This is a genomic window from Ligilactobacillus sp. JN-6 (Y).1 (assembly GCF_058111525.1).
Genome location: NZ_CM176599.1, coordinates 189067 through 202267 on the forward strand (window position 1 = coordinate 189067; position 13201 = coordinate 202267).

The window sequence follows — 13201 nt, forward strand, 5'->3', positions numbered from 1 at the left end:
CTCGGTTTAATAAAATTATTGATCAAGAAATAAATGTTATTCAGTTTTCAAAGAACGGATCCATGATGGCTGCTGCCATCAATGGAGGTTAGCGGGATCGAACCGCTGACCTCCTGCTTGCAAAGCAGGTGCTCTCCCAGCTGAGCTAAACCCCCATCGTAAATGGGCCTAAATGGACTCGAACCATCGACCTCACGCTTATCAGGCGTGCGCTCTAAACCAGCTGAGCTATAGGCCCATAAAAATAATCTATGGATTGAGAAGTAAACCTCTCAAAACCAAACAAAGTTTCTGTGCAAATCGTGTGAGTTTCCGTAATTTTTCCTTAGAAAGGAGGTGATCCAGCCGCAGGTTCTCCTACGGCTACCTTGTTACGACTTCACCCCAATCATCTGTCCCACCTTAGACGGCTGGCTCCAACTGGTTACCGCACCGGCTTTGGGTGTTACAAACTCTCATGGTGTGACGGGCGGTGTGTACAAGGCCCGGGAACGTATTCACCGCGGCATGCTGATCCGCGATTACTAGCGATTCCGACTTCACGTAGGCGAGTTGCAGCCTACGATCCGAACTGAGAACGACTTTCAGAGATTAGCTGAACCTCGCGGTCTCGCGACTCGTTGTATCGTCCATTGTAGCACGTGTGTAGCCCAGGTCATAAGGGGCATGATGACTTGACGTCATCCCCACCTTCCTCCGGTTTGTCACCGGCAGTCTCGCCAGAGTGCCCAACTGAATGCTGGCAACTGACAATAAGGGTTGCGCTCGTTGCGGGACTTAACCCAACATCTCACGACACGAGCTGACGACAGCCATGCACCACCTGTCATTTTGTCCCCGAAGGGAAATGCTGATCTCTCAGATGGTCAAAAGATGTCAAGACCTGGTAAGGTTCTTCGCGTTGCTTCGAATTAAACCACATGCTCCACCGCTTGTGCGGGCCCCCGTCAATTCCTTTGAGTTTCAATCTTGCGATCGTACTCCCCAGGCGGAATGCTTAGTGCGTTAGCTGCGGCACCGAAGGGCGGAAACCCTCCAACACCTAGCATTCAGCGTTTACAGCGTGGACTACCAGGGTATCTAATCCTGTTCGCTCCCCACGCTTTCGAACCTCAGCGTCAGTTACAGACCAGAGAGCCGCTTTCGCCACTGGTGTTCTTCCATATATCTACGCATTTCACCGCTACACATGGAGTTCCACTCTCCTCTTCTGCACTCAAGTCTCCCAGTTTCCAATGCACTTCTCCGGTTAAGCCGAAGGCTTTCACATCAGACTTAAAAGACCGCCTGCGTTCCCTTTACGCCCAATAAATCCGGACAACGCTTGCCACCTACGTATTACCGCGGCTGCTGGCACGTAGTTAGCCGTGACTTGCTGGTCAGATACCGTCAGCGGGACAACAGTTACTTTATCCCGTGTTCTTCTCTGACAACAGTATTTTACGATCCGAAGACCTTCTTCATACACGCGGCGTTGCTCCATCAGACTTGCGTCCATTGTGGAAGATTCCCTACTGCTGCCTCCCGTAGGAGTTTGGGCCGTGTCTCAGTCCCAATGTGGCCGATCAACCTCTCAGTTCGGCTACGTATCATCACCTTGGTAAGCCGTTACCTTACCAACTAGTTAATACGCCGCGGGCTCATCCAAAAGCGACAGCTAAAAGCCGTCTTTACCCGGCCGACCATGCGGTCAGCCGGTCGATGCGGTATTAGCACCTGTTTCCAAGTGTTATCCCCCACTTTTGGGCAGATTGCCCACGTGTTACTCACCCGTTCGCCACTCGCCCTGCCAACGCTGAATGCAAGCATTCAGTGTCGACAGTTTGCGTTCGACTTGCATGTATTAGGCACGCCGCCAGCGTTCGTCCTGAGCCAGGATCAAACTCTCATTTTAAAGTTTGTGACTCATAAATTTTACTAGCGAATTGACTTCGCAAATGTTGTTTGCACTTATCACTAGGATAAGCGACCTCACACATTTGATTTGTCGAAACTTTGTTCAGTTTTCAAAGATCTACTTACTTATTACTTGCTGTGTTGCCACAACGACAACTCTATCAGTCTATCATGCTCAAGAAAAATGTCAAGCCAATTTCCAAATGACTCTTCAGAAATTTAACGCCCCACAGAGAAAATCAAAAGCCTAATATCTAATCAATCAGCATATATAAATATACAAGTTAATTCTTAATACGTCAACTGCAGATTTCAGCACAAAGTAAAACTAGATTCCACTCGAACAAGCAATTTACGAACTTACATACACCAAAAAACATAAAAAATAAGGATTTAACTAAAAATCAATCGTTTTCTTGCACGATACGCTTTCAGAAATCATCAAAAAAACTTTCTAAAAAATTATCCGGCTAAACTAAAAATGCGGAGTCGGAACAACATAAATCAACACAATAATATCTAAGTATAAGACAATCAAGAGCTGGCTCCTTTTTTAATTCTAAATCCTGAGCATCACGTTTTAAAGACACATATTACCCAACTATCGATTTCTTAATAGAACACATCTGCGACTCAAAGTATCATTCTTTAAAAAAGATCTACCTCCGACAAAATAGCCTGTCAAAGGTAGAGTCTTTTATGATTTAAATTCACATGTGTACAGTCTTACTTAACATTGGCCAAGAAATAACGCTTTTTGCCCAGTTTAGCGATCACAAACCGCCCACCAAACATTGCGGAAGGGTCGATCACATAAGAAACATCTCTGATCCGTTCACCATTGATCCGGATCGCCCCATTGTTGACATCCTCACGTGCTTGACGTTTAGATTTTTCAATGCCTGTACCAACTAACCAGTCAACTATATTGGTTGGTTCGCTTGTGCATTCAACAGAAGGCATGTTCTTAAAGCCCTGCTCGATATCATCAGCGGTCAATGTCTTGACATCACCGGAAAACAAAGCCTGCGAAATGCGCTCTGCCTGTTCCACAGCAGCTTTACCATGCACAAATTCCGTAACTTCCTCAGCCAATTTTCGCTGTGCCTCACGTTTCTCTGGCTGCGTCTTGACCTTTTCCTCCAGATCATCAATTTCTGCTCGTGACAAAAATGTAAAGTACTTCAAATATTTCACAACATCACGGTCGTCTTGATTCAACCAAAATTGATAAAACTCATATGGCGTAGTCTTCTTAGGATCCAACCAAATAGCACCACCAGCAGTCTTACCAAATTTAGTCCCATCGGCTTTCACCATCAAAGGAATAGTCAATCCATAAGCCTGTGCTTCTTGACCTTCCATTTTATGGATCAGGTCGATACCACTAGTGATATTACCCCATTGATCAGCGCCACCAATTTGTAATTGAACATCATGTTCTTTCCATAAATGATGGAAATCAACGGACTGCAAGATCTGATAAGTAAACTCAGTAAAAGAGATCCCCGCTTCCAAACGAGTTGCCACTACTTCTTTATTAAGCATCGTATTGAGATTAAATAATTTACCGTAGTCACGTAAAAAACTAAGTAGGTCGATCTTAGACAACCAATCATAATTATTGACTACCGTAATATTATCGGCACCAAAAAGCTTTTTCATTTGTGCCGTCAAAGCTTCCTCGTTATGATGAACAGTTTCCATCGACTGCAAGCTCCGTTCTGAAGTACGACCAGATGGATCACCGATCGAACCTGTTCCTCCACCAATAATGATATGTGCTCGATGCCCTGCCATTTGAAATCTTTTCAGCATCATGAAAGGGATCAAATGACCAATGTGCAAACTATCCCCAGTAGGGTCCGTCCCACAATATAAGCCGATCGACTTGTCGTTAACTAAATTATACAAGCCTTCTTCGTCTGTTACTTGATTGATAGCGCCACGCCATTTTAATTCATCAATAATATTTTGCATACTTGCCTTCCTCTCTCCATCTATAACTTCTCGCCAAACCGAAGTTCAAAACACCTTAAACTTACATTTTACAACTAAATCGTTTGAAACAAAAAAGTCCCCGATGCCATTTAGACATCAGGGACGAATTTTCCGCGTTACCACCCAGATTACTGCTTTAGTGCAGTCACCTTAAACATCTGTAACGGGATCAACCGAATTTGCTCCGTAATGTAATTCAAGTTCTTAGGATAGACTGATTTACAGCAACCATCAGCTCTCTAAACTAGTGCCTAAGTCTCTACTGTGTTACTTCAGTGCATTATTAAATAATCCTATGCTATCACGACTCAAAAGTCAATAGGCATTTAACCCTGTGCTTTTTGCTGTTTAGCCTGACAGTCAGGACAAAGTCCATAAACTTCATACTGACTATTATAGATCTGATAGCCAGTCTCATCTGCAGACTTTTGTTCTAATCGTTTGAAAGAATCGTCAAAAACATCCACGATCTTATTACAAGAAACACAGATCACATGATAGTGAGGTTTGTCCAAATAATCGTAACGCATATGCCCACTATTATCCGAAGCAACTTCAGTGATCAATTTATTAGCTTGCAATAATTCAAGTGTATTATAAACGGTAGCTAAACTTACGCTAAAGCCACTTTGGCGCACGTGCTCATATATCATGTCGATCGATGGGTGCTCGTGTGAGGTCATTAAATATGCCAGAATAACCTGACGCTGCGGCGTATTTTTAATGCCGTGCTCTCTCAAATTTTCAGCAACGGTGACTAACATTTCCTGTTTTCTGAGCATAAATCTCGCCTCCTTCTCACTGTTAAAAGATTTCACATTTGTAATTTTTAAAAATCTACTGCCACATTGTTATTGTAGCACCAGTTAAAAAGAAAAGTCTATCAAAATACATACTTCCGCTTATACAACCTTATTCTCAATTAAGAAAAGGTAAAAATCGATCCACAGAGGACAGCCAAGACTGGACCGTAATCAGATATTTGCCCGCTAACAAATGATCAAGTTGACCGATCCATAGCAGGCGAACTTCAATCAGTAACAAACAGATCACCAAGCCAAGAACTAAGTATTCACCCAAACTACCAGTTTTGTAAAAGAGAAGTTGTTGGTTGCCGTGTTTAACTTTCCTTTGTTTAGGCCACAACCAATTGACACCATCTTTCGAGAAACTATCTTCGATCAAATGGCATAGGTAACCAAAAGTTAACCAAAAAGGAGTAAAACTCCCGCTTGTTGTTAAATAATGTGCTGCAAAGATACTCATCAGCCAATAAACGATCACTAAGGCGACTAAAGAGTGTGTCGCCTTTCGGTGGCCAAAAGCCTTATTTGTCAATCCACTAGCGATCTTATTTCTTTTGCCTAAAAATGACCGCGGGTGATCAATATCAGGCAACAAACTCCCAAGACTAAGCATCCCAATATTCAAGACACCGACTTGTCCTCCGCTTGCCATCAGCGGTAAGCCTAAGACGATCGTCGATACTAAATGCGTTTTATACTCCATAACCGATCCCTTTACACTGATAAAATTCCAACTCATATCACTGTTCAAATTCATGCTCATATTTAATAGAAGAACGTCCATTAGTCGACAAAACATGCAGCTGATCAGGTATTTCAGTCCGCAGTTCAGTTACATGGCTGATAATACCTATCAACCGATTTTCACCTTCGATCGCACGTAAAGCATCCAAAGCAACTTGAAGGCTGTCAGTATCTAGCGAGCCAAAGCCTTCATCGACGAAAAGTGCTTCAACACTGACACCACCCGCTTGCGCTGAAACTACCTCGCCTAAAGCTAAGGCTAAACACAAAGCAGCAATAAAACTTTCACCGCCTGATAAGGTGTGCACCGAACGGACCTTGCCGGCATTATCATCATAGATGTTCAGCTCTAAACCGGTGTTGGAGGCATAGCTCCCCCCATTTTCGTCCAAAGCAAAGCTATATCGTCCACCAGTCAATTCGGCAAAACGCTGGTTGGCAACTTCCAAAACACGCTTGAAATAGCTTTGTAAGACGTATCTTTCAATATTAAGTTTCAATTTACCTTTACCTGAAACAACGTCAGCCAGTTGATCCAACTGCTGGTCTCTGGCCAGATCATTTTGATATTGCTGCCAAATCGAAGCAACTTTTTGGTAAGTTTCCTGATTTTGGTGACACAAATGATCGGCAGAGCTGCGTTTTGTATACAATTCACTTTGTTTGGCGAGCAGTTGTTGGATCTTTTCTTCAGTCTCAGATATTTGGGGACGAGCCTGTCCCGCGATACGTTGCCCTAATTGCTTTCGGGCCGTTTGATTGACGGTGAGCTTTTGCTCATAGTCTCGGATCTGCTCACGAATCGAACTAATATCCCCCAAATGGCCACATAAAGCTTTAAGTTGCTCGATCTTCATTTCCTGACTATAAGCGACACAGGCCTGTTCTAACTGTCGCCGTACTTTAGTATGTTTTTCATTTATTTCAACTTGCTGTTCGGCTCTTTCTTTTAACCCAGATTCGACTCCAGCTAGATCAGAACTGAGCTTAGTTCGTTGTTTTTGAACCCGTTCTTTTCCTTGTTGATGGGTAGAGATCTTTTCTTGCCAAGAAGCCAATTGCTGTTTCAGCTCTTCACTAGACGCATACCCCTGTGGCAACTGAGCCTGTTTTTGCTCATATTCTGTCTGCAGCTTTTCCTTGTCGATCTGCACTTGGTTGAATTCATTTTCTACTGTCTTTTCCTTAGTCTCTAGTTGTGGTTGCTGTTCTTGCAGTCTTGCCAATTGTTGCTTCATTTCGTCATTTTTTGCCTGACGTTTGGCTTGGGTCTGCTGCGCCTCACTTAATTTCTGACGTTTCTCTTCTATTGCATGAATTACATTATCTAAACCTGAATCCGCCGCTAATGCAAGCTTTCCAGCTAACTTTGTTTGCTGTTCCTTAATTTCATTAGTCTGCTGTTCTAAATAGTGACTACGTTCAAAAAGAGTACCTTGCTTAGTATTAGCAGACGCCATTTTTTCTTGAGCAGCTTTTTGTGCAACCTGGACCTGGTGCTTGGTGACAGTTTCCGCAACCGCCACGCCAGATGCAGGATGGGGATGTTCCACCGAACCACACAATGGGCAAGGAGTTCCAGGTTTTAAGCGAGCAGCCAAACTAACGATCTGATCAGCCGCATATCGTGAATCCAAATCCTTATATTTATTCTCAGCAAGCCTTGCTTCTTTCTCTAATTTACCGTGCTCTTTTTTTAATCCTGCGACCTCTCTGTTAGTCTTTTCCTTTTTTTCAATAGACCGCTGCAGTTCTTGCAAATGTTGCTCTAAGTTATTGACACGATCTTTTTGTTCTTGCAAATTAAGTGCTTGTTGATGCAAGTCTTCATAGCTTGCCAGACTTTTATTCAACTGCTGTTGTTGTTTTTTGCTTGCCGCCAAGTCTTTTTGAGCAGTCTGCAGCTTTTGTTGTGCTAAGTTGACCTTTGTTATGAGTTTTCTTTGTCCATGCTGGATCTGTTCAACTTCTCGGTATAGATCGACCTTATCTTTCAGACGTTCAGTTTGACTTTGGAATTCAATGATCTGTGCTTCATTTGCCGTCAGCTCAGCCTGTTTTTGCTCATTTTGCGCGACAGCCTGTTTTAATTGAGCTTGTTTTTGTTTTTCACTGTCCTGTTTTGCCTGCAGCTTTTTTAACTGCTCGGCGGAATCACTAAAATCTTTTAAGGACCCCTGTTGCTTGTCTGCCCACTCTAAATCTTCCAACCGTTGTCTGAGTTGCTTGATCTCAGGACCTCTTTCTTGCAGTTGCTTAGCTTCTTGCTGGTACTGCACTAACTTATTTTGGTCCTCTAGCAAACTTTTTTGTGTTTGATACAAGCGATCTAATTTTGTTTTTTCTCGATCATATTTCTCATTCTCGGCTTGGTATTTTTTTATCTCTACTTTTTGATATTTGATCCGTTCTTCCAGCAGCTCTAACCAATCCATGACCGGTTGTTCAGGATCTACATTTTCTGGTTCGTTGAAATTAGCGCTTTTTTGCAAGTCACGAAGACGTTCAAATTGCTGCTTGGCAGCGTTTCTTCTTTCTTTAGTACGCTCCTTAATATTTTCGACAAAACGCTGATAAAATTCAGTGCCAAATAATTCCCGTAAAACAGTTTCCTTATCATTACTATCAGCCGATAAAAAGTTGCGGAATTGTCCTTGCGGTAACAAAACGATTTGAGAAAATTGCTCAGCTGTTAGGTTCAGCAAATCATTGATAAAACGATTTGCTTGGTTTATCTTATCGATCTCACGTTTTTCACCCGCCGGATCTCGGTAGATCAAAGAGACTTTAGCCGCACGCTCAGTTTGTCCGGTGCCGCGTTTGGAAGCGACCGTTTGTTTGGGTGAACGAGTGATCTGGTAGGTCTTTTGCTGTTCTTCGAAGGTAAAACTGACTTCGGTCGAGTCCTGGTCGCTCGCAAAATCAGACCGCATTTCCTCAGCTCCCCGCTCGCCGCCAGAAGTTCGACCGAATAACGCGAAACACATGGCATCAAAAATCGTTGTTTTTCCTGTCCCTGTTTTTCCACTGATCAAAAAGACTGGCGCATCGAAAAAATCACTAAAATCAACGACTTCATCAACATACGGTCCAAAGTTTTGCATGTGAAGTTTAATTGGTTTCATAAGTATCTCCCTTCTGCAATTCGTCAAAGCTCTCCTGCACGATCTGTTTTTGGAGTTGAGTTGGCTTTTCGTCTGTCATTTTTTCAAAAAAACTCTCAAATAATTTCAGTGGATCTAAGTTGACCTGTGTATCATTATTTTCTTCAGCTACTAAACTTTCACGACCATTGACGCGTGCAAGCGAAATTATGCGTGGATAATAATGTCTTAGTTTGTTCATGACATCATCGATCACTGCCCGATCTGTCAAACGGACTGCTACATAATCATCTTTCGGAATATGCCGGTATAGTTTAGGGGCAGTCAACTCAGCAAAGGATTTCTCTAAAACGTGAATATCGTTGAGCGGTTCTAATGGGAACCAAGTTGCTTGGTAAGGATCGGTATCAACGATCCAAACTCCTTTTTGTGTCTGTGCTTCACTGGTCGAGAATTTGACGGGCGAGCCTGCATAGTGAATGAAGGGATGTTTAATAGCATTTTTATCATGCAAATGGCCTAATGCCACATAGTCAAACTTTTCTAATAAATCAACCGGGACTGGGTTTAGTCCACCTACTTCAAGCATTGTTTCTGAATCAGTATGCGAACTGCCCGCAGCAAAAAAATGAGCGACCAAAACTTGCTTTTTGGCTGGGTCAAATTGCTGCTCCATGTTAGCTACGACTTTTTTCATGATCTCGGATAAATTTTTCAGTGACTCATCTTGAAAATAGTTTCGCGCCATTTGAGGTTGAAAATACGGCAACATAAAAAACTGCGTATCCTGTAAAGTGACAGGTTCAAAAGCATCAGCAAATTTTGTTTTAAGATAAAACTTTGTTGCCTGATACCAGTCACTACCAGTTTCCAACCGGATCGCCGAATCATGATTGCCGCTAATTGCCAGTAAAGGATAATTTTCTTGCAAATTCAACTCTTTTAGCATCTCATTTAACACAGCCACAGAATCCTCACTTGCAATGGCCCGGTCATAAAGATCACCAGCAATAACGATCGCATCAACTTTTTGCTCTGCAGCGATCTGTTTAATTTGACTAAAAGCATCTTTTTGCTCGGCCAGTAAGTCAAAACCGTGCAACTTTTTGCCGATATGCCAGTCTGCTGTATGTAAAAAACGCATTTTGTTTCCCCCAGTCCATTTTCAAACGTTAGTTCGCTTTATTCTATCATAAAAAGAGCATCACTGCTCTTAAAATCTGCTTGAAACGCAGACTATCCTTGATTCAAAATCGCTTCAAGTCCACCATTATACCCATTTTCGATCAGATCCCCATATTCATCAGATTGAATATCGATCAAGCGCTCGTCAAAATTGGGAAAGATCTGCTTGGAAATAAAATCTAACAAGTGGTCATGTAACATATCGATCTCATGAGTATCCTCATCTTTTAAAGTAAAGGAACCATTACTGTCGATCCGCCCCTGGGCATTTGACAAAAGATCCATCGCAGCGTACATCCCGGCATCATGTGCAACTTCTTGAATGCAAGCACTCAGAGGCTGAGGCACGTTTAAATAGTCGATAAAGATCTGTTGTTTTTGTTGAAAAAGATCAAATTGTTTGGATAAAAATTCTTTAAAGCGGGGCTGTTGTGATTGATCATGTTCTACTTTTTTCATCTACGGTTCTCCTAGCATTTAAACTTTATTTTTATTATACATTAAGACTCAACTAAAGGGGTGTTTAAGCAAATTTTCGCGGCAAAATATTTACGCTGAAAGCTGACAAAGCGCTATGTTGCGGCAAATATACCTCAAATAGAACATACAAGCCGATTGCTATACAGCCGATCCCGAGCACGAAAAATATGGCCCGCACTGCAACCGCGTCCTTCTCTTTCATTCCCACGGCACTGATCACCATCAACAAGCCAACTAAACAAAGTAACAGAATAATTAATATTATTGATAACCGCATCTTTTACACCCACCATCTTTTTTACCTTAATTATATGCAAATTTTCTCTAAATGAAACTCCTTCAAGCCTAGACTTAATGGAAACTTGAATTATTCATTGTACAACATTCATTTTATTCCAGAGTGAGACGATTTTAAACTAACAAAAGTCACTTGACGTCGCCGTTAAAGATACAGATAGTATCGATCACTAGGACATGAACGTTTGCCAAACGATCACCACAAAATAATTTTGCCTGTCAATATAGTCCAGGAAACATGCAGCTGTTTTTCCATCGTTTGTCAGGCATACTTGTGAAAGCGAGCCGTTGAGTAGCTTGAGTTGTGGCGCAAAATGGCAAAGTGAGCCGCTCATTAGCTCGATTTATGGCGCAAAACGATAAAATGAGCCATTTATCAGCTAGACTTGTGGCGTAAAATGGCAAAATGAGCTATTCATCGCCCTGATCTACGGCTCAAAAGACCAAACTCGTCTATTTCAAACCGGAACTCAGCAACAAGCCACTAAGAAAGATGTATCAATAATGCTCACCGATTCAACTTTGTTTGGTAAGAACATTTTTTTTCCTTATATCCTTGTTCATTTTAAAGACTTGTGGCAAACTTAAATATGGACGAGTAAGACAAAGAGTCGTTGTGTGTTTGTCTTGCTCACTTAATTATTTAAAGGAGACTAGCATGGCCGAACTCGTATATAAGCAGATCATTGCAGATCTGAAGAAAAAAATTTTTGCAAGGGAATTTCCTTCCATGCGTTTGCCAGACGAACGTTCATTGGCCGAATATTACTCAGTTAGCAGAAGCTCCATTAAACGCGCATTGACAAGGATGGCCAGTGACGGCGTGATTTTTAAAAAAAGAGGCTCTGGTACATTTATTAATCCGCTATACTTAAAAAACGAATCCGTCTTTAATTATGAAGAAAGTTCTAACCTAGGTGTTTCTGACAATTTCGAAATGAATGGTAAAAGTCCTCAGATCAAAGTATTGAACTTTGAAGTCATTCGTCCAACTGAAGAGATCCAGCGTGATCTTTTTTTAAAGCCTGATGACTTTGTGTATAAGATCGACCGTTTGCGACTCTTCGATGACCAACCATTTATGATTGAAACTGGTTACATTCCAATCAAGATCTTGCCTAGCCTTTCTCTCAAAAAAATTGAAGGCTCGATTTTTTCGTATGTTGAACAAGCATTTGGGCAGACTGTTTCTAAGTCATTTCTCTCGATTTTTGCCGAGCCGTCTACAAAATATGACCAGGATCTACTTCACTTACTCCCAAACGAACCAGTCGGAGTAATGGAGGGTATCTTCTTTTTAAACAATGGAACACCATTTGAATTTTCGCGGATGCGTCTCCACTACAAATTCATGAAGTACAATACTTTCGTAACTATTTCTGGTTAAAACTATATTTGCCAAAACCGCTGACTTGTTGTCTAAGCTAAGTTAGCGGCTTTTTTGATTCAAAAAAGGCTGGAAACTCTGCCATTTCCAGCCTTTATATTTTTAATATTTATTTGTTATCAGCATCATAAATATACTGACGAGTCATCGGTGTACCAGTACCACTTGTTCCGTTAATGAGCAAGTATTGCATAACGTCGATATTTCCTGCTTCAAATGATGCAGCACAAGCCTGCAAGTAAAGATCCCACATGCGAGCAAATTTTTGGCCATAACGTCCCCTGACAAGATCATAATTAGCGGCAAAGTTATTTTGCCAATGCTCTAAGGTCTTTTGATAATGACGACGTAATGGTTCCAAGTCAGTCAACTGCAGCTCAGAATCCATCACGTGTTGCAAGTTTTCAGCCACGTTAGGAATATAACCACCTGGGAAGATATACTTGATGATAAATGGATCGACTCCTGCACCTTCATGCTGGCCAGTGATCCCATGGATCAAAGCACGACCATTTGGCTTCAATAATCTTTTGACCGTTTGGAAATACTCAGCTAAGTTTTCTTTACCAACATGTTCAAACATCCCAACAGAAGTTACAAAATCATACTGACCATCCAAGTCACGGTAATCGTCCATGTAAACATCGACTTTATCTTCCAAATGGCGTTTTGCGATCTGTTGTTTAGTATAATTGTATTGTTCCTGGCTGAGAGTTACACCAGTGGCATGAACTCCATACTCTTCAGCCGCGATATATAAGACCGTTCCCCAACCGGAACCAATATCTAACAAACTGCCACCATCAGTAATATCCAATTTATTTAGGATATGATGGACTTTGTTTAACTGAGCCTGTTCCAAAGTATCATCCTCATGCTGAAAATAAGCACAAGAGTAAGTCATTGTCTTATCAAGCCACATGGCATAGAAGTCATTACCAATATCATAATGGCTTTGGATATCTTCTTTTGAGTCCGATTTCGAATGAGACATATTAGGAAGGTGCTTTAGAAACGAATTCTTCTTTAAAAAGCTGCCTGATTGCCGGTAAGCCGAAGCCACCAACTTCTGAATAGCGTGATCGCCTTCGATGAGAAGGTCCCCATTCATATATGCTTCACCCAAAACTAGGGTCGGAGCTGAGGTCAGTTCCTTCAAAGGAAATGCCTGCCGGATCTCAACTTTAATCTCCGGTGTTCCCTGACCGTAATCCTCGGTTTTTCCGCCCCAGTATGTGACTGAAACAGGTATATCAAATGCGTTACTCAAAAGTTTCCTATAAATTGTCTTCTCTAACATG

Annotated in this window: 9 protein-coding genes, 2 tRNA genes, 1 rRNA gene and 1 other annotated feature; of the genes, 1 reads left to right on the forward strand and 11 read right to left on the reverse strand. The window is 41.9% G+C overall.

Going from position 1 to position 13201, the window contains the following annotated elements:
* Positions 1 to 82: 82 nt before the first annotated feature.
* The 10 genes from AC3XNE_RS00990 to AC3XNE_RS01035 form a co-directional block, all read right to left on the reverse strand.
* Positions 83 to 155 (reverse strand) — tRNA-Ala (locus tag AC3XNE_RS00990).
* Between the two features lie 8 nt (positions 156 to 163).
* Positions 164 to 238: transfer RNA gene (locus AC3XNE_RS00995), tRNA-Ile, on the reverse strand.
* Positions 239 to 329: 91 nt separating this feature from the next.
* Positions 330 to 1894, reverse strand: a 16S ribosomal RNA gene (locus tag AC3XNE_RS01000).
* 728 nt (positions 1895 to 2622) lie between these two features.
* Positions 2623 to 3876: a tyrosine--tRNA ligase gene (gene tyrS / locus AC3XNE_RS01005; protein ID WP_489832390.1), complete on the reverse strand. Its 1254-nt coding sequence runs from the start codon at positions 3874 to 3876 to the stop codon at positions 2623 to 2625.
* A gap of 116 nt (positions 3877 to 3992) precedes the next feature.
* Positions 3993 to 4182: a binding site (T-box leader), on the reverse strand.
* 41 nt (positions 4183 to 4223) lie between these two features.
* Positions 4224 to 4679 (reverse strand): Fur family transcriptional regulator, encoded by a 456-nt coding sequence (locus AC3XNE_RS01010; RefSeq protein WP_489832392.1) that lies wholly within the window; start codon positions 4677 to 4679, stop codon positions 4224 to 4226.
* A 136-nt stretch (positions 4680 to 4815) separates the two neighbouring features.
* Positions 4816 to 5406 (reverse strand): metal-dependent hydrolase, encoded by a 591-nt coding sequence (locus AC3XNE_RS01015; RefSeq protein ID WP_489832393.1) that lies wholly within the window; start codon positions 5404 to 5406, stop codon positions 4816 to 4818.
* A gap of 37 nt (positions 5407 to 5443) precedes the next feature.
* A complete protein-coding gene (locus AC3XNE_RS01020; protein WP_489832394.1) occupies positions 5444 to 8572 on the reverse strand; it encodes an AAA family ATPase in 3129 nt (1042 codons plus the stop codon).
* Positions 8559 to 9695 (reverse strand): exonuclease SbcCD subunit D, encoded by a 1137-nt coding sequence (locus AC3XNE_RS01025; RefSeq protein WP_489832396.1) that lies wholly within the window; start codon positions 9693 to 9695, stop codon positions 8559 to 8561. Before AC3XNE_RS01025 ends, AC3XNE_RS01020 begins: the two co-directional genes overlap by 14 nt.
* A 92-nt stretch (positions 9696 to 9787) precedes the next feature.
* Complete coding sequence (locus tag AC3XNE_RS01030; protein ID WP_489832397.1) at positions 9788 to 10195, reverse strand: hypothetical protein; 408 nt, start codon at positions 10193 to 10195, stop codon at positions 9788 to 9790.
* Between the two features lie 64 nt (positions 10196 to 10259).
* Positions 10260 to 10493: a hypothetical protein gene (locus AC3XNE_RS01035; protein ID WP_489832398.1), complete on the reverse strand. Its 234-nt coding sequence runs from the start codon at positions 10491 to 10493 to the stop codon at positions 10260 to 10262.
* 678 nt (positions 10494 to 11171) lie between these two features.
* On the opposite strand from AC3XNE_RS01035, the gene AC3XNE_RS01040 reads away from it, so the two are divergent.
* On the forward strand, positions 11172 to 11900 hold the full coding sequence (locus tag AC3XNE_RS01040) for a GntR family transcriptional regulator (protein WP_489832399.1): 729 nt from the start codon (positions 11172 to 11174) through the stop codon (positions 11898 to 11900).
* A 109-nt stretch (positions 11901 to 12009) separates the two neighbouring features.
* Here AC3XNE_RS01040 and AC3XNE_RS01045 read toward each other — a convergent pair whose 3' ends face one another.
* Positions 12010 to 13200 carry a class I SAM-dependent methyltransferase gene (locus AC3XNE_RS01045; protein ID WP_489832401.1) on the reverse strand — a complete coding sequence of 397 codons (1191 nt, stop codon included), beginning with the start codon at positions 13198 to 13200 and terminating at the stop codon, positions 12010 to 12012.
* Between the last annotated feature and the right edge of the window lies 1 nt (position 13201).

What these genes read in the sequence shown, in the direction of transcription:
- AC3XNE_RS01025 (WP_489832396.1), bottom strand. Translation starts at nt 9,695, where the DNA reads ATGCGTTTTTTACATACAGCAGACTGGCATATCGGCAAAAAGTTGCAC.
- AC3XNE_RS01010 (WP_489832392.1), bottom strand. Translation starts at nt 4,679, where the DNA reads ATGCTCAGAAAACAGGAAATGTTAGTCACCGTTGCTGAAAATTTGAGA.
- AC3XNE_RS01040 (WP_489832399.1), top strand. Translation starts at nt 11,172, where the DNA reads ATGGCCGAACTCGTATATAAGCAGATCATTGCAGATCTGAAGAAAAAA.
- AC3XNE_RS01015 (WP_489832393.1), bottom strand. Translation starts at nt 5,406, where the DNA reads ATGGAGTATAAAACGCATTTAGTATCGACGATCGTCTTAGGCTTACCG.
- AC3XNE_RS01035 (WP_489832398.1), bottom strand. Translation starts at nt 10,493, where the DNA reads ATGCGGTTATCAATAATATTAATTATTCTGTTACTTTGTTTAGTTGGC.
- AC3XNE_RS01020 (WP_489832394.1), bottom strand. Translation starts at nt 8,572, where the DNA reads ATGAAACCAATTAAACTTCACATGCAAAACTTTGGACCGTATGTTGAT.
- AC3XNE_RS01045 (WP_489832401.1), bottom strand. Translation starts at nt 13,200, where the DNA reads ATGTTAGAGAAGACAATTTATAGGAAACTTTTGAGTAACGCATTTGAT.
- tyrS (WP_489832390.1), bottom strand. Translation starts at nt 3,876, where the DNA reads ATGCAAAATATTATTGATGAATTAAAATGGCGTGGCGCTATCAATCAA.
- AC3XNE_RS01030 (WP_489832397.1), bottom strand. Translation starts at nt 10,195, where the DNA reads ATGAAAAAAGTAGAACATGATCAATCACAACAGCCCCGCTTTAAAGAA.